The organism is Pseudoalteromonas sp. CO348 (genome assembly GCF_004208845.1).
GTDB classification, from domain to species: domain Bacteria; phylum Pseudomonadota; class Gammaproteobacteria; order Enterobacterales; family Alteromonadaceae; genus Pseudoalteromonas; species Pseudoalteromonas maricaloris.
In genome coordinates this window covers 1-20183 of record NZ_SGPI01000034.1, presented here as the reverse complement: position 1 = coordinate 20183, position 20183 = coordinate 1, and the positions used below count along the sequence as shown (strand labels likewise).

11 protein-coding genes are annotated in these 20183 nt (G+C 42.4%); 2 read left to right on the top strand and 9 right to left on the bottom strand.

The genetic code is table 11. The annotated features are described in order from the left end of the window. Window position 1: 1 nt before the first annotated feature. Window positions 2-2086 carry a CTQ-dependent lysine 6-oxidase LodA gene (gene lodA, locus EXT48_RS18215; RefSeq protein ID WP_130165278.1) on the bottom strand — a complete coding sequence of 695 codons (2085 nt, stop codon included), beginning with the start codon at window positions 2084-2086 and terminating at the stop codon, window positions 2-4. Between the two features lie 388 nt (window positions 2087-2474). On the opposite strand from lodA, the gene EXT48_RS18210 reads away from it, so the two are divergent. Next, the gene (locus EXT48_RS18210; protein WP_130165277.1) at window positions 2475-4166 is read left to right on the top strand and encodes a hemolysin D; all 1692 of its coding nucleotides are present in this window, start codon (window positions 2475-2477) and stop codon (window positions 4164-4166) included. 233 nt (window positions 4167-4399) lie between these two features. On the opposite strand, the gene EXT48_RS18205 is transcribed toward EXT48_RS18210, so the two are convergent. The 7 genes from EXT48_RS18205 to EXT48_RS18175 form a co-directional block, all read right to left on the bottom strand. Beyond that, on the bottom strand, window positions 4400-4975 hold the full coding sequence (locus EXT48_RS18205) for a DUF1566 domain-containing protein (protein WP_010607462.1): 576 nt from the start codon (window positions 4973-4975) through the stop codon (window positions 4400-4402). Beyond that, entirely contained in the window at window positions 4972-6405 is a 1434-nt protein-coding gene (locus tag EXT48_RS18200) for a DUF1566 domain-containing protein (protein WP_130165276.1), read from the bottom strand. Before EXT48_RS18200 ends, EXT48_RS18205 begins: the two co-directional genes overlap by 4 nt. Continuing rightward, window positions 6395-8860, bottom strand: coding sequence for a proprotein convertase P-domain-containing protein (locus EXT48_RS18195; protein ID WP_130165275.1), 2466 nt, complete (start codon window positions 8858-8860; stop codon window positions 6395-6397). The genes EXT48_RS18200 and EXT48_RS18195 overlap by 11 nt, the downstream gene beginning before the upstream one ends. Before the next feature lie 12 nt (window positions 8861-8872). Next, window positions 8873-10972: a TonB-dependent receptor gene (locus tag EXT48_RS18190; RefSeq protein WP_130165274.1), complete on the bottom strand. Its 2100-nt coding sequence runs from the start codon at window positions 10970-10972 to the stop codon at window positions 8873-8875. A gap of 346 nt (window positions 10973-11318) precedes the next feature. Continuing rightward, window positions 11319-15242, bottom strand: a complete 3924-nt coding sequence (gene cobN, locus EXT48_RS18185) for a cobaltochelatase subunit CobN (protein WP_130165273.1) — start codon at window positions 15240-15242, stop codon at window positions 11319-11321. Next, entirely contained in the window at window positions 15239-15586 is a 348-nt protein-coding gene (locus EXT48_RS18180) for a DUF2149 domain-containing protein (protein WP_010607457.1), read from the bottom strand. The genes cobN and EXT48_RS18180 overlap by 4 nt, the downstream gene beginning before the upstream one ends. A gap of 5 nt (window positions 15587-15591) precedes the next feature. Continuing rightward, window positions 15592-16119: a MotA/TolQ/ExbB proton channel family protein gene (locus EXT48_RS18175; RefSeq protein WP_130165272.1), complete on the bottom strand. Its 528-nt coding sequence runs from the start codon at window positions 16117-16119 to the stop codon at window positions 15592-15594. Window positions 16120-16288: 169 nt separating this feature from the next. On the opposite strand from EXT48_RS18175, the gene EXT48_RS18170 reads away from it, so the two are divergent. Further along, window positions 16289-18472: a TonB-dependent hemoglobin/transferrin/lactoferrin family receptor gene (locus EXT48_RS18170; protein ID WP_130165271.1), complete on the top strand. Its 2184-nt coding sequence runs from the start codon at window positions 16289-16291 to the stop codon at window positions 18470-18472. A gap of 131 nt (window positions 18473-18603) precedes the next feature. Here the strand turns inward: EXT48_RS18170 and EXT48_RS18165 are convergent, their stop codons facing one another. Next, window positions 18604-19845: a UPF0149 family protein gene (locus tag EXT48_RS18165; protein ID WP_130165270.1), complete on the bottom strand. Its 1242-nt coding sequence runs from the start codon at window positions 19843-19845 to the stop codon at window positions 18604-18606. Window positions 19846-20183 lie beyond the last annotated feature (338 nt).

Genomic DNA, 20183 nt, shown 5'->3' with positions numbered 1-20183 from the left:
ATTACCGTCTTGTTCGAGTACCGCTGCGAGGCACTTTTTTCGCAGCTCGTTTTTGCGTAATTGGCTTCGCCATTTTTTCTTCAAGCCCTTTTAATATTGCTTTGGCCTTAGAACACCCGCAAGACAGGTGATCTTTAAGGTCATCAGGAATATAAAACACCGGAATATCGGTTCCGTCGTCTTGGCAATTCCCAGTAATATCAGAGACAGGCACATCCTTATACGCAAACAGTTGGTGATTACGTTCGATTTCCGTAAAGTAAGGGAAATTCGGTTCATCACTATTTTGATTGCGGATAAAACCAAGTGCAGACCAATGCTCAACCATTTGCACAAAACTATTGATACCACGTGCATAGTTGACTTGCTGGCCTGCTGGCAGATGGGTAAGTGATTGATCATCAAATTGATTCGTCAATACATCCCAAGGGCTTTGTGGTGGCCACCAGTAACTATAGTAAGTTGGGGCAGCTGGCACCATTTGCGGATCGTCTTCCGTGCCAACGTTCACTTTATTCACCGTTGGCTCGGTAAAGTTCACATTTTGAATGGTACAATTGAAAAAGTCTGCTTGCCACGGGCATGCCATGCGCTTGGTTAAATCTCCAGGCTGACATCCACCGCCTTCGCACTCATCACGCTCAGCATCCAAACCGCTCGGAAAGCCATTACCCATGCTTTGATCTTTGATGATATACGGCGCCGCGTACACTGCTGGATTTTGTAAACTCCACGTTACCTCAATCCCTGGACACATAGGTAAGCCAACGCAATTACCCACGCTACCTTGATCCGCATAAAATACGCCAAACTCATCGACTGCGCTCTGTGGCGCTGAAGGTTTAGCACTTGAAAAGTTACCAGCGGCCCACTGACTCAGTAAGAAGTATTGAGTCTGCGTTAACGTCAGAAACTTATCGACAATATTGTCTTCAGCGTTGCTCACCGAGTTACTACCAGAATTCATTGGCATCAGTGGTAAATTACCCTCAATACCATACTCGAAGAGTTGCTGATTGGTTTGCTCGTTTGGCGGAGTTTGCTGCACTGTGGCTGGGTCAACTGGCTGCCTAAAGTACTTAAAGTAAGCCTGACGATTGGCTTTGTTATCTTCAGAATTGTCTTTAAAATCAAAAATATTGGAAACAAATGCCGACATAGATTGGACATTTGATACCCACTGATAACGGCTAATACGCTGGATAATCGGCTCAATATCTTGGTAATAATTTGCCTGATAAGAAGACTGATATTCACCATTGCTGTATAGCTCAGGACATAAGTTTTGTTCACGCACCGCAACGTCAAACATAGTATCACTGAGGTTGGAGATATTAACGATTTCCGGTGCAAAATCCGGAGAGCCAACAATTACCCAAGCAGAGAGTTGCAAAGTTTTACCATCGTCAAACGTAACCGTGCAATACACAGTCCCGTCCGCAATATCATCATGCCATGTGTCCGCACCACCGTAAGATTCAAGAGGCAGGTTACCACCCGCATTCCCTTTACCGCCAAGTACCACTAGGCGGCCTTCGTTATCGGTTAAAATATCTCCGAGCGACTTTATTTCAGTGCCTTGGCACGGTTTGGGAGGGAAACTAACCGGATATCCTACAGGCGCACTGGCGGCGTCAAATTCAGCTTTTGCATTTGCGCCAGATATCGTTCTTGGACCTGGATCAATAATTAAGCTTCGGCGATCCGTTGCATCCGCATTACGCCAAGGCGTGTTGCGATTGCTATAACTATTATCTTGACCATAGAGTAAGTTGCCTTGTAATTCATTAAACTCATACCATGCCGCCTTTTTATTCGCGACGTGTACGGTCCAACTAATTGATTTAACGTTATCGCTCGATAACGTTAGCTCATTGTTATTTTCGTCAATGATTTTAAAGGGTTGGCCCTGTCTGCGGATCCGGCCTTCTGCATCTTTAAACTGACTGACAGGGCTGTCTATCTTATTGCCCCATTCATCGGATTCAAATGGTAAACCGCCTATTTTGTCTGGTGCTAAATAAAACTGACCATCGCTATTACCGAGTCTTGCGACACCGACAGAGGGGTGAAGTGAATAGTTCATATTTATATCCTTTAGATATAGTAACCACGGCACAAAACAACACACTTGTTAACAAAAAATACTTAAGTGTGCGCTAACTTTCGCTTAAATTGAGTCCCAGCTAAGTAGAGTAACTGTAGCACCAGCAAGAAAATGTGCATATTTCACTTCATTACAGAACATATAACATGAACATAACAACACTCAACCACATGATATTAAATGAAAAATATTTTCATCATTTTTAAACCATGTAAGAACCTAACGCTCAAAAAAACAAATCAGGTGATTAGAAAACTTATTCGTTACAAACAAAAATTAATTGAAACATTTATTTCACAAACTATAATCTTTGTCCCTCAGTTGAGTAAAAACATTATTTTTTGCTTTTAGTTTTCAAGGAGTAGATATGAAAATAAAGCCTCTCACATTTGCACTAGGACTTGCATTAAGCAGCACAGTTCAAGCGTTCACCCAATTTGGTGGACAAGGGATCATGCCCATGGGACATGAATGGTTAACCCGCACCGCAGCACTTGAAGTGCTGGATGCCGAACATATTATCGAACCAGATCCTAACGACCCTAGACACGCTTGGCGCTATGGTCTGGCAAAGAACACCGCGCTACATACCGCACAAGATGAAATTACTCGACTCCAGTCCCAGTTAAACAACAACCCACTCTATGAACCAAGATACGACAGTGTGAATTCCGCCATTGTCGGTGAGCGTTGGGTTGATATTGCTGGATTTAACGTCACCAACGCCAGTACCGATCCTACCGGTCCAAACTGTTTTAGCGCAGTCTCGCAAGAACCGGCTGACATTCAGCTAGATCACTTTATGCGCCGCTATGATGATATTGCAGGCCAAGGTGGTGTAGATGCAGCTTATCGCGCGCAACAACGCTTTGTTCAACATTTTATTGATGCAGCCATGGCTGAGGAAAAGCGCCTCAAAGTATGGGATGGTGGTGGCCACGCCGCACTTGCGGAAGTAGATCATAATTACTTCTTGTTTGGCCGTGCCGTTCACCTATTTCAAGACTCATTTAGTCCAGAACATACGGTAAGGCTCCCACAAGATAACTACGAAAAGGTTTGGCAAGTAAAAGCTTATCTTTGCTCAGAGGGTGCCGAGCAGCATTCGCACGACACCAAAGATGTGCTTAACTTCACCAGTGGCGATGTGATTTGGCATGCGAATACACGCTTAGAGTCTGGCTGGCAGTCTTATCGTATTAGTAGCATGAAACCGGTTGCGATTGTCGCGCTGGAGGCCAGTAAAGATCTCTGGGCTGCGTTTATTCGCACAATGGCAACACCAAAGGCACAAAGACGTAGCGTAGCCGAGCAAGAAGCACAGCAACTAGTTCAAAACTGGTTGTCGTTTGACGAGGCCGCAATGCTGGCTTGGTATGAGGACGAGAGTAAACGTGACCATACTTATGTACTGGCCCCTAATGAGCCAGGAAAAGGGAAGTCACTTGAAGCCTGTATGGCAGAGCTAAATGTAGGCACAACTAGCCAAGCCGAGCGTGTTGCACAGCTAGATGCAGAGCGAAACCAATGTCTTTTTAATATTGAAGCCGAACCTGGTTTTGAAGATCTTAACGACCCACACTTAGATATTCCCTACAACTGGCGCTGGAAATCTCTAACCTGGCAAACGCCACCAAGCGGCTGGACATATCCGCAGTTAAGTGCAGATACGGGCACACAAATCACGATAAAGTCGCCAGTAAATAACCAGTATTTAGCAGCACAGACCCTGAGCAATAACACCCGAATTACCTTTAGCCCAACTGAGCCTCTCGATTTAATTCAGGTAACCAATACTGAGGGTCAGCACTATTTTAGAGCCACTCATGCCCCTTCACTCTTTTTGAGTTACAGCAGCAAAAGCGCAGGCTATCTCAAACTCGTAGACTCCCCTAAACAAGCACTCTACTCGTTGATTTATCAAGGTGGTGTGTGGAATATCAAAAATCAATTTTGGCAGCAATATATTTGGTTTAACCAAGCGCAAAACCAACCTGAGTTAAATCGCCATGGCGAGCCGGACCAGTTATCCGCTAAGTGGATGATTGAGCCTTTTTAAAACGATTTGACCCACACTAAGCTTGATACCAATGCATCAACAGTCTTATTCAACCTAGATATAAGTACTCTTGACGCATTGGTTTATCATATTAAGGTCTGTTGCTATTTCAAGCTTATTGCATCAGTTTACTTGGCTGTTGCGCCTCGTTAATCTATCTCAGTATGACGATAAAATATTGAAAATAAAGAATTCATCTTATCGTTCTTTGCAGCTCAATCTTTGCGTCTAGCCTACTCAGTCACTTTGTCGGCTACGAGTAAAATTTGTCTCTCATAGTCTTCTAAGCCAAAGGTAGACGCTAAACTTCCACCATTTAAGTCCATATACATCACCCCAGCTTCAGACGCTAAAGGCGTAGCTGACCAAACATATGCATACCCGCCTTCAGCTTCAGCGATAGCAAAAATATTAGGAAAAACCGTTTGGTTTACTGCAGGGTTAACACAGGCAACTTCACGGATTGAGTTAAGCTCCTTGATATTAGGCAAACGCCAATTCTTAATACCCGCGTATTGATAAATTGCATGACCTGGAGAAGTCCGGATCTTTTCTGCTGTTTTAAGGGCATCTTGCCAGTACATAGCGGTTGGCATTCCATCACAACTTGAAGTTTGTGCATTAAAAGTTTGCCCAATACTACAGCGCATCCAAGTAAGCTGTGTTGCTCTATCAGTTACTGTACCATCTTTATTATCGATAAAACCTACGCTAGGTGAAGAGCGCTCGATAGTTTGTGAACACGCTTGCTCAATAGCCTGTACAGTAAAGCACATTGATAAAGACAAAGTGACTAATAAATATCTCATTTTTCTGCTCCTAAAGTTACAAGCCTCACAGGTAATACACTTGGATATTCGCATTCTTGTGCACTATCACAGTATTCATAAGAAGTCGTTGCACCAATATAACCACCGTTAAACCCAAGCGCCCACATGTGAGGGGCATAGTACATAGAAGTGTGCCATTCTATCGATGGCGTTGCTGTCCATATGTCTCCGGCATGTGTTTCTGGGAAGTAATTAACGTCTATTCCAAGTAAAACATCGCCGTCATTCTTATCTGTACTCGCAAAGTGCACTAAGCTATACAGCTCGTTGAATTTAGGTAACTTCCAGCCAGAGTGCCCACACAACCCGACACCGTTGTTTAGATTGTTTATGTAACTTTCATATTGCGATACTGTGCATACACCTTCTGCATTATCACAACTGGCTTCAGCCACTTCAGCAGGAAAAATCGATTCGCGGTCGCTAGGTTTAAATGCAAACAACGTGTCTTTGTGGCGAATACCTGCGTTTGCATCTTTTACTTCCCAAATTAGCCCTGTTTGTAAGTCTTTTACACAGCTCCATTGTTCAGCATCAGCTGCAAGCATTTCACCTGTACCACTGAGTTTTACATAACTAAAACCCGCAGCACCATCCGCATCATTATTTTGTGTAAGGTCAAGGCCATAATCTGCGTCTTGACCTGGAAAGTCCGCAACAGAAGCGGTATTGTAAAAGCCATCTAGGTTAGCGAATGCAGTGACCCCAGTGTCAGTCATAGGGAACCCTACGGACCAGTTTAATGCATTCGCAACAAAACTATCTAGCTGATTAAAATGACTATTGTTTTTTATCGCGGTAATAATATCTGCAAGTTGAATCGCAAAGCCTGCAAGAATAGCCCCCTTATTTTCACTTTGTTGTTGCGCAGCCTGCCACAATTTTACAAATTCAGTATTGAAGTTTGCTAAGTCTGCGCTTTGCGCTGTCAATAAAGTATCCGCTGACAAAGACAGTGATAAGCCATCGTTAAGTGTAGAAACAACAGCCTCAATTGCTCGCTCTCTACTTATGCCTTGTATCATATTCGCGTAAACCAGAGTCGTTGCAGGTGTCATTACGATACTAGCGTCATTCGCAACTGCAGCTGGCGCACTGAGTATCATCACATTGCCTTCTGTCACAATGTAGCTCTGGTTAAGGATTGCAACATCTTCACTTGTTAATGTTGCGGTTCCATCTGTAATTGAAGTTTGCACCTCGACACTGTCACACACTAAGTTTTCGTTGCTATCTGCGCATAAAGTACCGGTTACTGCGTTATCAACGCTGATCGAAACCGAATAACTAATTGGGTCTACCGTTGTCTCATTTTCAGTATTTGCTTTAGTGTCACCACTCCCCCCACCGCAGGCACTGAGACCTACAACCGAAAGCGCAAGCGCAAGCGGTTTCAATTTAAATGTCATGTTTACTCCTAGTGTGTATTTTGAGTCGCCTAAGCCCAATTAAAATTAAACCAATATTTAGCCAATACAGGCTGCCACTCGTGTTGTCATTTATTTTTTCTAGATGATTATCTTGGTCATCTGTATGTTCTTTATCGTCAGATGCAGAATGACAGTGATAATCGGTAACTTGTGAAAGCTGCCAAGCTTTAAGCGTAGGCGTATTAATTAGTTCGGAGAAATCAGGCTTGTGGTCTACAACCTGAAGCTGCCACTGGCCGTTGAATGACTGGCCTTCAAGTGGCGAGAAATCTACGTTTGCAACATCAGAAGGCAAACTAAATTCAAATTTTGAATGTGGGTAGTAGCTTTGATCCCAAATGACTACGGCAACACCCGCAGGGCTAATTAACTTTATACTTACTTGGCTCAAGTCATTGTGTTCAAGCTGTAATTCAAATTTAAGGTCATCGCTAACCTGCAGAGATTGCTGCTCTACATCAAGGTAAAAGTTGGTGATCCCCTTACTGTGCACAACTCCACTAGGTTCTCCGGTTGCGTCTTTAAGTATGCCTCCCTCACCTTTTACAACAAATAGATTTGGCTGGCCTAAGGTAACTTCTAGTTGCTGTAGGCTTTGATTCAATACTGGGATCCCTGTCGAATACTTCTCCAATACCGGAACAAAAGCACTCATCCCACAACTCAATTCAAACGCATCATCGAAGGTGATGGAAAAAGTGTGTGTTATCGAATCTCCAGCCTTAATATCGCCAACCTGTTGAGTTGCGATTTTTATTGTTGAGTCCTCAGTTGACGCGAACTGGACATCTTTAAGCGAGTAAGGGCTGATATTTTTGATATTCACGACCACAGAGGGATCTGAAGTGAGAGTATCAATGACCTTGGCTTGTTCAATTACCAATAATTTTGGCAACAAGTTATGATGACTAAAATGCCGTTGTAAAATGTCGGCATAGTGTTCATTGGGGTACAGGCGCTTTGCCATATCGAGTGTAGACAGCGCTAAATTGGGCATAGTGATCCCCGCCCCTAGGCCAAACATAGCTTCAATAACAATCTTCTCCATGTCATTCATGCCTTTCACACCATAATGCGCTTCAGCTTCTTTGAAGGATTGAAATAATGGTGTGGACCAAAGCTGATCACCTAGGGAACCTGCAACATGAATATGGGCTGGGTAGTGATAATTTGGATTATACCTAGCTTTACTATCATTTAACGTTCTTGGTCTACGTTGTCCAAAACGAGCATCCCAGTTAAACATAACATCCGGCTCAAACTCGTAGCCTTGCGGATCTCGGTAACTATGACTTGCGGCGAGAAAATCGGCATACCCTTCCCCAATTGCACCGCTATCCGCACCGTCGTCATAGGGATTGATGAAGTTAGTAACACTGTGTCCATATTCATGCCATATTACATCAGCATCCTGCGCGTCCGCATGCCCCCCAACTCCTAGTAAAATCCGTTTTTGGTGAAATGAATATGCCGACTGGTCATTATAAGAACCTTGTGCATCTATGGTGATCGGCGCATAGTGGATCAACTTATCGCCAGTAAAACCCAATTCCTGCAAATGACGCTGAGCAGAATCGACGTGAAAATAGGCCATTTGTTGTAAAAAGCTGGCAGAACTATGATGATTTTTTGCGACACCAGCTACAGGCAACATTTCCACAACTTCGTGTGGTTCTGCAAAGTCAGTTACTCGAGCATAAGGCCCCGTCAGTGCTAGCTGGTTGCCAATTAGCGTTAAATCTTTAAGCTCAACAAGTCTAAATGCTGCATCCGCAAATTCAGTCTGCGGTGTAAACTGTTGCTCAATGTCTTCACTCATTAAGCTCGTTTTTGGGTCTGGATCAAATAACCATGACTGCTTGATTCGACCTGAGTATTCAGGCTCAACTTCACTTCGGTAGGCAGGAATAGCGCCGCGTTGACCAAGGATTTTAGTGGCATCAGCATCAATAAAATAATGCTGAGTAACGACTTGACCTTGCAAGGTTTCACTTACTAATACGTTCCAAACAAATCTTAAACCTTGCTGCTCAAGCCACCACCCTCGCTTAATTTCTTCTATCGAAAAATGGTCAACTTGTTTATCAATTAATGCACCAACCTGCTCAATAGAAGGAGCAACAGAGACCGTGCCTTCATCCACGTTTAACGTCGAAAAATGAGAAACATACAATCGAAATGCTAGTCCTTGTTGATCCGTTGCAACACTATCCACGATATTAAATATTGGCAAAGCGTCATAAGTAGGCATAAAGCTATAATAATTACCAAACTGACCTTTACGACGGTAAGAAAATTGATATTTTCTTGCTAACTTGGTTTCAAGTAACTGTTCAGCTTGTTGTGAGTTTATAGCACGACCAGTAACAAACTGAAGCTCTGCCGCGGTCGCACCTAGGTGCCACAGTAGCAATAGTAATAATGTTTTTTTCAAGATGGTCACCCTTTAAAATTTATACTGGATAGATGCTCTAAAGTTTCTACCTGGTTGTGAATAGTCGAAGTCGGAATTGGATTGACCAGCAACATCTTGATATCGGGTATAATGCTTATCTAGCACATTGTTTATCGCGGTATTGAATTTCCAATTTTTTGATAGTGTGTAACTCACTGATAAATCTAGGCTGTGCCAACTTCCTGTTGACTGACAAGGTATTTCTACATTTAAAAATGGGTCTTGGCACGTAGGTAAGTCAGTCATCTGGCTTTGTCCATACCATTGCAGGTTGATTAAAAAGTCACTGAACTCATAATTGGCATAAAACGTATATTCAAGCGGAATAAGATTTCTTAGGTATTCTTGCTTGTCTTTATTCTTTCCGTTCATCCAGCCAATATTTGCGCCAAACATTAGTGACTCTAATTGATAAGTTACCTCGGCTTCTGCACCGAACGTATACGCTTCATCGATATTGACAAACTGGCGCTCCATTACTCCATCGTTTAATCTTAAACGGATGTTCACCCAATCGATAAAATCGTCGTAGCGGGTGTAATAAATACTGCTGGCAAAATGCAATTTATCAATTGTTTGCGAAAACCCTAGTTCCAAGCTATCACTGGTTTCTGCTCTCAACTGAGTATTGGCAACAATTTCAAACGGAGGAAAGGCAAATAAATGAGGAATATTGCCATATACTTTATCGTATGGTGCAGCTCGGTAGCCCTGTGCATATGCTCCGTAAGCATTAAAACCATAACTATTTTCATATCTGATTTGTGCGCTAGCTGTGACTTCATTTGAACTCGTGTCTTCGTCACCTTCAGCAGATAGTGCATTATGGTCGTAACGCAAACCAATTAACGCCCTAAAATTACTATTAATCTGCCAATCGTCACCAACGTAAGCACCAAGTATCACTGTTTTAGCTGCATTAAACGGTGCGTCAATCGTCACTTTCCGCGTACCATTCTCAATCACGGTATCGACTTTAGGACGCTCATGCTCAACCTGTTCTGCACTAATGCCATACATCAGTTCATGATTGCCAAAAGACTTAGCAAAATCTAATACGCCACCAAAACTGGTCTGAGAAAAACGGTCTTCCGAAAGCAGCTGCCTATATCGAGTCTGAACCTCAAAAAATTGACGGCTGATTAGTTGCTCAGTATCGTTTTCGTGCTGTGTTTTGCGCCAGAACATTTGTCCAAGCGCATCATCAAAGATGAGAGATGAATTCACAGATTGCCATTTAACGCTGTGGCTATGAGTTTGTTGGAGTTCACGTTGTTTTTGAGATTCAACCTGCCACGCACCGTCATGTTGGGGCACGGTTTCCGGTTTGATTTTGTTTTCTGTCTGCTGTATCAACCAGCTAAAATCATATGTAAAAAGGCCTAAACCTGATTCGTACTGACTACTAAATTTTGCGCTTTGACCTTTAACGTCTAGCGGAGCGCGTGACTCGGGAAAGTTTTGCTGCTCTTCAGCACGCCAGTCACTGACTTTTAGTAAAACAGGTAACCCAAGAAATCCAGTTGCACCAGTGAGTGTGTTTTTAACCTCCGAGTTGGTACCGTTGTACAAGCTTTTAATTGCTAAATAGTTATCTTCACTTCTTAGATAATCACTTGCTTGTTTGGTATTCACTTTAACCACACCAGCTAGTGCACCAGCCCCAAAAAATGTTGAGGCTGGTCCCTTTGCCACTTCAATAGATTTGACGTCTTCCAAATCAAAATTAAATCGCCCAACCAGATCGTTGATGTCACTTGCGCCATAACCATCCGCAGCTCTACTACCATTTTGCAACACCAGTACGCGATTACCTGACATACCGCGAATGGTAATATTTTGAGGACGACCGCTATAACCTGTGATCGCCACACCTGGCTCCGTTTTAAACAAATCGCTCAACTGTGTTGCTACAAGCTGTTCAATATCATCATCACTTAGTACAGCCGCACTACCGGAAAGCTCTAACAAAGATTTTTCAGCTTTGTTTGCAACAATTTCTATCACTTCAATGGATTTAGAGTCCGCGTTGGCTGCATAACCGGGGAAGATAATTACTGAAGAAACAAAAGGAACAATAAAGCGAATCATTTTTACTTACACCCAAAATAACGAGATTGCGAATGATAATGATTTTTATTATTTTATCAACTATAAAATATAACTAATTTTTATAGCTCTAGTAATAAACTTTCGGAATAGAATGTAAGAGCGAGGAATAGTATTTACAACACATTGTTTTTAATGGAATTTAAAATTTATTTTGTTTTTACAGTTTTTTACATTTGAGAATAACTCACATTTATTAGCCCACAAGGCCAATCAAAACAAGTAAGTTTATTGCAAATAGGTAAAGTACAGTGAGAACACAACAAGCCTATCTCGACTTGCTGTGTTTCTACTGGTGTTTACAAATATTGCCTTATTTGTAGCGCTATCAAGTGTATGTTTTAGAAGTCAACATAGGTCGAACCAAGGGCTGCAGCATACCCGCAAAGAAAATTCCTGCCAGTAGCCACCACAAGGTATAATCAGTTTCAACTTCCTTGCCTTGAGCGACTTGTTCTAACTTTTGACCAGTCACTTGCTCCATATTGGCTTTACTTGCTGTCATATCAACGTTAGGCACAGCTTGCCCAGGCATCAAGGGTACTAAACCAAACCCCGCATTTTGTTGTTCAACATACTCAGTGAACTTTTTATTATCGGTCACTACATCATGTTGATTTGCAATTTCGGTGTAAGTATCTAGCATCTTTTTCAATGTCTCAGGAGAGGCTTTCCAATACCCTTTTCTAACCGCTTCAAGCATACGCTCAAGGATCTGTGCTAATGCTTCGGCATTATGCTGCTCAAAGAACTCTCGCATCCTCATGTCATACTTATCATCAACATACACGTCAAAGAACTCTTGCCATTGATCGTCCCTGACCGCTTCGGGTGTCATCACTTCCCAACCCCACATGTTGTTCATTCGATCAAGTATTGCCGTTGCCCCAGCATACCCCGCGTCTTGCATTGCCTGTATCCAGCGAGGATGGAAATACCGACTGCGCATTTCATTACTCACAAACTGATCTAATGTTTGGGTTTTCTCATGTCCTTTTCGACGTAAGTTCGCTACATACATCTTTGGAGTTTTACCATCCAGACTGCGAACGGCTAAACCAATTCCACCAAAGTATTGAAATGGATCATCATTAGTCATCAAAGCATATAGATTAGTCGAACGAGAAAATACAACGCCATCTGTACCCGATAACACCTTAGCATAGAGTCCTGTTTCTGAAAGATTCTCACTCCAACGAGATTCATCTTTGCCATAACCGAACCCCATCCGGTCTAAGTAAAGATTCGCAAGCTTACTGTCATCGTCCCACGTATCTGAAGCAAGGCTCATTCCCGCCAAGCCAGTACCGTAAGCACCTGTTTCATTCGAAAAGATCCGCACCGATGAAAGGTAATCAGCATCATCCTCAGATTTTCCTTCCTCTATAAGCTGCTGTTTTAAATTGCTAGCGTGGCGATAAACAAAGTTGTTTTCTTCTTTCATCTTCGCCACTTTATCAATGGCTTCAGCCAACCACAGCATTACGTTAGGAAATGCGTCGCGATAAAGACCTGTTGCCGATATCACCACATCAATTCGCGGACGCCCCAATTCAGAATATGGGATCACTTCCGTACCAATAATATTACCCTGTGGGTTCCATTTAGGCTTTATACCCATCGCGTGTAAAATTTGTGCTTCTAACGCCCCTTGATGGCGCATAGTCTCTAGGGACCAAAGAGAAAATGCGAGCTTTTGAGGATATCGCCCATGTTTTGCCTGATAATCAGCAACAGTTTGCTCTAGCATGTTAACTCCCGCTTCATAGGCTTCTTTTGATGGTACTTTTGCGGGATTAAAACCAAGCAGATTACGACCTGTGGGCACAGCTGCAGGATTGCGAATAGGATCACCACCGTGACTTACAGGTATGTATTGTCCTGATAATCCATTCAGTAAGCCCTCTAGTTCAGCGATTTGATGGAAGTTATCCCAATAGGTTTTTGCTAAGTCAATTGGTCCTTTAAGGGTGTCAGGTAACTCTAGTTGTTGTTGCCCACCCAACACGCTCTGCAATAACTGAAAACCCTCAAGTGCTTCAAGCTTTACAACGTTACGCTCATCAATTTGTTGCTCTTTTGCGAAAGCTAAACCATGCTCACGTTCATACTCACCCGCAAGGTGAGTAAAGTCGTCCCCAAGCATTTGTAAGATTGTGCTGTATAGATGCGCCTCTTCCGGTAGTTCGCCAAAAATATGGATCCCTAAAGGTTGGCTCATCTGCGCTAAGGTATTAAGATGATCTTGCAACTTACTAATATGTGCATCGAACGCTTGAGATAAAGCCTTTTCGTCAAGTCCTAAGTCTTTCAGCATATTCAACTTAGTTGCGAGGGTAATGATTTCTGCCCGTGTATTCTCACGCGTCAAGCCTTCAGCAAGCATCAGATAATTTGTAATAAGCTCACTAAGTTCAGCAACGTCCGTATAAAGCCCTGCTTTGGCAAACCCTGGAGTAAGATGACTTATCATAGTCGCTCGGCCTCGACGCTTAGCTTGCATCGCTTCACCAACATTATCAATAATATATGGATAGAACACCGGAATGTTCCCAATTGCCAAATTCGGCGCATCATACACAGATAATCCGCGCTCTTTACCACTTAACCACTCTTGTGAGCCGTGCGTGCCTAAGTGAATTACCGCGTCCGCACCAAACGTCTCTCTAGCATACAAATACATTGCCAAATAACCATGGTTAATAACGGACTTTGTGCTGTGATAGGCTGCTGAATGCTCTTTTGCGTTACTGCCGCGAACCCCTTGAGGCAAAATTATCATGTTGCCTAAGTCCATCCGTGGAATAACAAACATAGGTTCACCATTGTGTTCACGCACCATGGTACTTTCGCTTGGCTTGCCAAACTTTTCCACAATTGGCGATGTAACGTGTTGTGGCAAAGAGTCAAACCAACGCTGATAAGTGGATAAAGGCATATAATCAGCAAGACCAACATCAACCAGTGCTTCAGCATCTTCTCCACGATAATAAGGACGTAAAAGTTTGCCAGCTTGCTCAATAATTTGCTCTGGATGAGCTTGCTTCACATCGTAACCCTTGGCTTTCATTGCATCGGCAATATTCACAATTGAGCTTGGAACATCTAAAAATGCAGCACCTATATTTTTTTCTCCGGGAGGGTAATTCCAGATAAATGTAGCGATTTTTTTCTCACGATTTTTAATATGCGCTAAATTCGCGTGATTAAATGCCCGCTCAACCAGCGCATCAAGCTGCGCCTGCATTACCACCTTCACACCTTTATCATTCGCAGCGATGATGCTCGGATCTACACTCCCTGTATCCTCAGGCATTACTAAGAAAAATGGCGTTAACGAAGGAGAAATGCCAGCATGATCTTGGTTAAAAGCAGCTTCATTACCTTCGGTGTAATTCATTGCATGAATAACTGGCACCCCAATTTGAGCAAACTCAGCACGACGCTTTTCTACGTAGTGAAGTGAGCGGTAATTAATGAGCAAATCAACTCTCGCCCCATTCTCATCCGTTAATAGCTCCGGGTAAGTCAATGACTCGTCATTACCTTCAAAGAAAAAGGCGAGCGCCTTTGCTCCTTTCTTTTGTAATCCATGGATTAAGGCATCCACGACTTGCTGTTGCTCGTAGTCAATTACAGAGCGGTGAATAGCAATCGCGATAACCGGCTGATTGTCTTTAACATCCAACCAGTTAAAGAATTCGCTTTGATTAGCTGTAACGCTAGATTTAAAATCAGGATGATATAGACCTACATTTGGCACTACCTTTACCGGCTCTGGCGCTTCACTCGATAACCCAAATACCTTAGTCGATATGTACAACATCATGTTACGGTAGTTTTGGCTACCTGCATTATTGTAGTATGCGCCCAATGTTGTATGCTGCGATAGGGATAACCCTTGATTCATTTTCATGTTTTCAAGATCCCCTAAAGAGATCACAGGAACCTCTGGATAATCTGTCAAATATGATGTGTAATCTGCAAACATATACTGTGACAGCATAGGATTAATACCATCCAGTAAAATCAACTTAGCATTTTGCCAAGCGGCTCGGATCTCATCTTCTGATTTGCCACGAGTGCTAAAGTTAGTCAGTTTAAAAGGCTGATCTTCAGCCAACGAGAGCAGTAACTCTCCTTTTGATTTAGAAGCATGTCCTGACATCATAATCAACACTTCAGGCTGTTGCTGTGCAAAACTTTGGAAAGAAGACAAAGCTAAAATGAGCAGCGCGAATAGTCGGGTCATCTGTTTGTCTCCTTCGCATTGTTTTCAGTTTTCTTTTCATTCTCTGGAATATAGACAAAACTACCGTCTGCCATTTTATATGCGACCCCGGCTCTCATGCCTTCTCCAGAGCCTATTTCTCCATTAGATTTATATTGCTTAATTTCCTTGCCTTCTTTCACAATCACTTCCATGTTGGGTTCACCTGCGTTTTTTACCACAGTGACATTTTCTGATGTAAATGGACTGAGCGGATTTTGCGCAATAGAAATCAGTAACGCAGCGATAATCACCAAAAAAACATCAACCAAATTTACGGCACTCACAATAGGGTTTAATTCTTCGTCTTCATCTAAAAAGCGCATGGAAATTATTCCCCTCTCAGTTTTCGAATGTTGATCAACTCCTGAGCGCACCAACGTTTCTTAACCGAAGCGGGCCAAAAAGTAAGTGTAGAAATAACAAGTCCCCATATTACCGCAGCAAACGCAATAATTAAGTTTTCGCTGATCCCCTGAATGTTACCGTCTGCGAGCGCCTTTAACGCCGGCCCCATTGGGATCATTGTCGCGATAAGACCTAGCATTGGAGCAACCCGCGTAACAATTCGAAGCGTTTCGAGCTGCTTTAACGCAAACACCTCTAACTCATCTTCAGATGCGCTTGGATTCGCAATAAAATAGTTATGAACATGAAAGCCGTTGTAGCTTTGTAACGACTTATTATCTATTCCACGTTGGTATGACAAACGACTTTTCCTACGAATTAAAAATTCGGATACAAAGCGTCCAAGTGCAAAAAATGCGTAAACAAAAAGTACTGATATTACAATAATAACTGGCGTCATTAGCAGCTCAGATACATTGGCCATTAGCATTTCTATTGCTTGTATATTCACAATAATTCCCCTCTATAAATTATCGCGACAATGTACTTGAAAATGTAATAACTTACAACAACACAAATAGAAATTATTATTATTTAGATTGATCTTTTTAATAATAGAGGTATGATCTTCGCAAATTTTAGTAGCAGCTCAGCAATAAAATATTCATAGGAATCTCATCATGCGCTTTGCAAAAACACACTATTTGCGACTACTTATCGCCTCAATTATTGCTTCTGGATCAACGGTTGCGTTAGCCGATAACGCGGTTTCCGCAGATGATTTAGAAGTTATCGTTGTTAGTGGATCTCGTAGTGAGAAGCCACTTAAAGACGTAGCAGCTAGTATCTCCGTAATGTCTAGCCAAGACATCGAAGAACAAGTAATCACCGATGTAAATCAGCTTTTTCAGTATGATCCAAGTATAAAGATTACGGGTCGTATAGGTGGTGCACAAAATATTCAGGTTCGAGCTATGGGCGGCGATAGAGTATTGATCATAAAAGACGGTATGCGCATGAATGAAGGCTATGGCGCGGATGGACTCAACGATATAGTGGGCCGAGGTTTTATTGATACTGATACGATAAAACAAGTTGAAGTTGCGAAAGGAGCCAGCTCATCTCTCTATGGTTCCGATGCGTTGGGGGGTATTGTGGTATTTACCACCAAAGATGCCAGTGATTATCTTAGCGACAATGAGCATCTTGGCGCACGTGTAAGGATAGGCTATAGCGACCTCAGTGAACAAACTAATCTAAGTGCAACGCTAGCAGGCCAGCATGGCAATTTTGACCACTTACTGAGCCTAACAGCCAGAGATGGTAAAGAGGAACAAAATAAGCACAACACCCGCGCTCCCTTTGATATAGACTCTCAAAGCTTACTTTACAAATTAAAATACAACTTCAACGACAAAGATTATGTCAATGTTTCTGCTGATCTGTGGCGCCAAGATGTAAGTGGCGACCTTGCCGATGGTCTATTGGCATATTTCCGTGGTCTAGCTAAATATGGCTACAACATCGCGACGGAAAGTACAGAGACCGAAAAGCACACAGATTCGTTCCGCCTGAGTTATCACAACGATACAGGCAATAGCGTTTGGGACACAGCACAGTTTAATTTGTATTACACAAACAGTGTTCAAGACGATCAAGAGTACGCTTTACTCGATATTAACGCGCCTATGTTTGGTGTTATCGAAAAACGCGACATGTGGAAAACCGGTACTTATGAGCAAACTACGTATGGTTTTATTTCTCACGCGAGTAAAGCACTCGATAAGCAACATACTCTTGGTTACGGTGTTGATATAGAAACCACTGAGAGCCTACGCACAGTGCGTGAATACCGAGAAGTGGAAGGCGAAGTCACCAAAGATGACATTACTAATAAATTCCCGAAAAATGATACACTTCGCGCTGGCCTATTCATCAATGACGAAATAAAGCTACTAGATGACAAACTTATAATTACACCAGGCCTACGTTTCGATTATTACAACATGGACCCAAGCGGTACCTTAAAGACTGACGGTACAAAATTTGCGAAAATAGACGATCAACATTTATCGTTTAATTTAGGTGGTTTGTATTATCTAAACAACATGCTTTCTGTTTTTGCTCAGTACGGCCAAGGGTTCAAAGTACCGCCTTATGATCTAGCCTATATTGAACACTACAATCAGGCTTCTGCAGAATATTTATATGAAATCTTACCAGCAGAGGATTTAAGTCCAGAAGAAAGTGACACCTTGGAACTCGGATTACGTGGCCATATCGGTGACTTTACTATTTCAACTGCACTGTTCCACAATAAGTTTGACAACTTCTTGTCCACAGAGCTTATAAGCCGTGACACCATATTGGATGATGAAGGAAACTTTGCCTATAACCATGACAAATTCCAATACCAGAACATTGATTCAGTTACGATCAAAGGAGCTGAGTTCTCCACCACTTACTATGCTACCGATACATTGTCTGTTTCATTTAGCGCAACATATCAAGATGGTAAAAATGATGAGACAGATGAATATATCAGTTCCATTAATCCGCTGTCAGGGAACCTAGGCTTCAAGTATCAAAATGATATGGTGAGTTCAGATCTTATCCTTAATTTTGCTAAAAAAATGACCAAAGTGAACACTGGTAAATACCAAACTCCTGGATACGGCACGATTGACTGGTTAGCACAAGTTAAATTGGGTGATAATACTGCCGTAAATTTAGCTATCCGTAATCTATTTGATAAAACTTACTACCAACACGGCAATCTTGCAGGCCACGGTATGACAGAAAGCCTAGATGGACTTGAAAGTGCGGGACGAAGCTTTGCAGCCTCTATCCGATATGACTTCTAATACTAATTCGCTTAATTAAGTGAACTATTTCGAGGCGAGAAAACCTTGTCGATAACCCCGGTGAAGGTCAACTTCACCGGTGAACAGTTCTTAGCTTTGCATCTCTACTTGCTTAATTTATCCAAAGTCCGCTATGATTTTTTACGCAGCCAAAAGAGGCTTCCTTCAACGCTTAACCAGGCTTTTTTGCCACCACAATCTATATAACTTAAGACTTCTTCTTTTGAACCCAATGTGTAGCCATATATCTCTTTTTGCTTAGTCTTCTCTTGACCTGTAAGCATCTTGATAAAGTGCTTATTGTACCCTTTGATTGTCGCTTTTAGCTCATTTAAGGCTTTGCTCTCGCCATCCTGCGCAAAACGCATCAACGCCTCTGCAGATAGCATAAAAATACTCTCTTCTTCATATTCATCAAGGCAAGCTTGCAGTTTATCCCACTGCTTTAAGATAACTAAACCGTTCACATACAGGTATCGACAGGCCTGATTATCGTTTGGATTAAGTCGCAGCAGCACGTCTAGTTCATCAACTGCCTCTTGTACTCTGTCTGCCCAAAAGTAAATCCACGCTTTATGGTAACGAATAAACATATAAGGTCTGGTTTCGTGGATAAGCCAAAAATCACCTTGATTTTCCTCAATATAATCAGGCGTAATAAAGTCTTGTTCTTCATTATGAATAAACTGGTCAAGTAAAGGGATTGAATCGATGTGAGTCAATTTGAGTAAGTTCTCAATCAGTGAGTTTCTTATTTCTTCTTGTTCTTCATCAAAATCTTCTTCAAATTCAAACGTTCCGAACTCGTTGTCTAATTCAGGATCCCAAATTAAAGTATCCCCTAACTCCATAATCGCGCCTGCCAAATAACGCTTTACGTCATGAGCCTCTCGCTCAAAAGGCACCATAGGCTCAGCGTTTGAAAATGCCGCCTTTGCTGCATCTATGCTAGTAAATCCGGTGAGCTGTTGTTGTAATTCACTTACCGCACCTTTCTGCTCTAGTGATAAGTTCTCAAAAGATACTTTATCCAAAGCTTTGAGCAGACCAAGGCAAAAGCTCGGTAACGGAGCCCCTTCTACTAATGATGCTGCAAAGTCTTGCTTAGAGAGCGCACACTCTTTTGGCAACTTATAAGTTTTTCCATCCAAGCTTGAAACGCACTGCTCATGCAAATCCATTAAGGCCTCTAATTGAGCACGGTAAATAGCCGTGTAATCACCAAAGAGCTCAGGCAACCACTCGTGTATTTCAGCAATATCATTAATGGCAACTTTGCCAATCAAATAGCCTTCAACAAAATAATAATCCGGTTGATGCTGAGTATCATTAGAAAAGGCATTAACAGCTTTGCGTAACGCACTTGGAGTCATATAGAACATTCCTTTAATAATTGGGTAGGTAGGGGCAGCTTTACGCAGCGAACTCTACAAAAAACATCGCGGAATAAATCCGCTCCTACCATACTAGATCCCACTGGTAAAAACCACTTCACGCAGGTGGGGTCGCTTTACGCAGCGAACTCTACATAAAACATTGCGGAGCCAATCCGCTCCCACCACACTAGCCACCACTGATAGGAGCCGCGTCACGCGGCGATCTCTTCATAAAACATCGCGGAATAAATCCGCTTATATGGACTCCTCCAATTGTACAAGCCATTTTTAGCATTATTGGTGTGATTGCGTGCTTATATCCGGGCTCTTGATGA

What these genes read in the sequence shown, in the direction of transcription:
- lodA (WP_130165278.1), bottom strand. Translation starts at nt 2,086, where the DNA reads ATGAACTATTCACTTCACCCCTCTGTCGGTGTCGCAAGACTCGGTAAT.
- EXT48_RS18210 (WP_130165277.1), top strand. Translation starts at nt 2,475, where the DNA reads ATGAAAATAAAGCCTCTCACATTTGCACTAGGACTTGCATTAAGCAGC.
- EXT48_RS18205 (WP_010607462.1), bottom strand. Translation starts at nt 4,975, where the DNA reads ATGAGATATTTATTAGTCACTTTGTCTTTATCAATGTGCTTTACTGTA.
- EXT48_RS18200 (WP_130165276.1), bottom strand. Translation starts at nt 6,405, where the DNA reads ATGACATTTAAATTGAAACCGCTTGCGCTTGCGCTTTCGGTTGTAGGT.
- EXT48_RS18190 (WP_130165274.1), bottom strand. Translation starts at nt 10,972, where the DNA reads ATGATTCGCTTTATTGTTCCTTTTGTTTCTTCAGTAATTATCTTCCCC.
- cobN (WP_130165273.1), bottom strand. Translation starts at nt 15,242, where the DNA reads ATGACCCGACTATTCGCGCTGCTCATTTTAGCTTTGTCTTCTTTCCAA.
- EXT48_RS18180 (WP_010607457.1), bottom strand. Translation starts at nt 15,586, where the DNA reads ATGCGCTTTTTAGATGAAGACGAAGAATTAAACCCTATTGTGAGTGCC.
- EXT48_RS18170 (WP_130165271.1), top strand. Translation starts at nt 16,289, where the DNA reads ATGCGCTTTGCAAAAACACACTATTTGCGACTACTTATCGCCTCAATT.
- EXT48_RS18165 (WP_130165270.1), bottom strand. Translation starts at nt 19,845, where the DNA reads ATGACTCCAAGTGCGTTACGCAAAGCTGTTAATGCCTTTTCTAATGAT.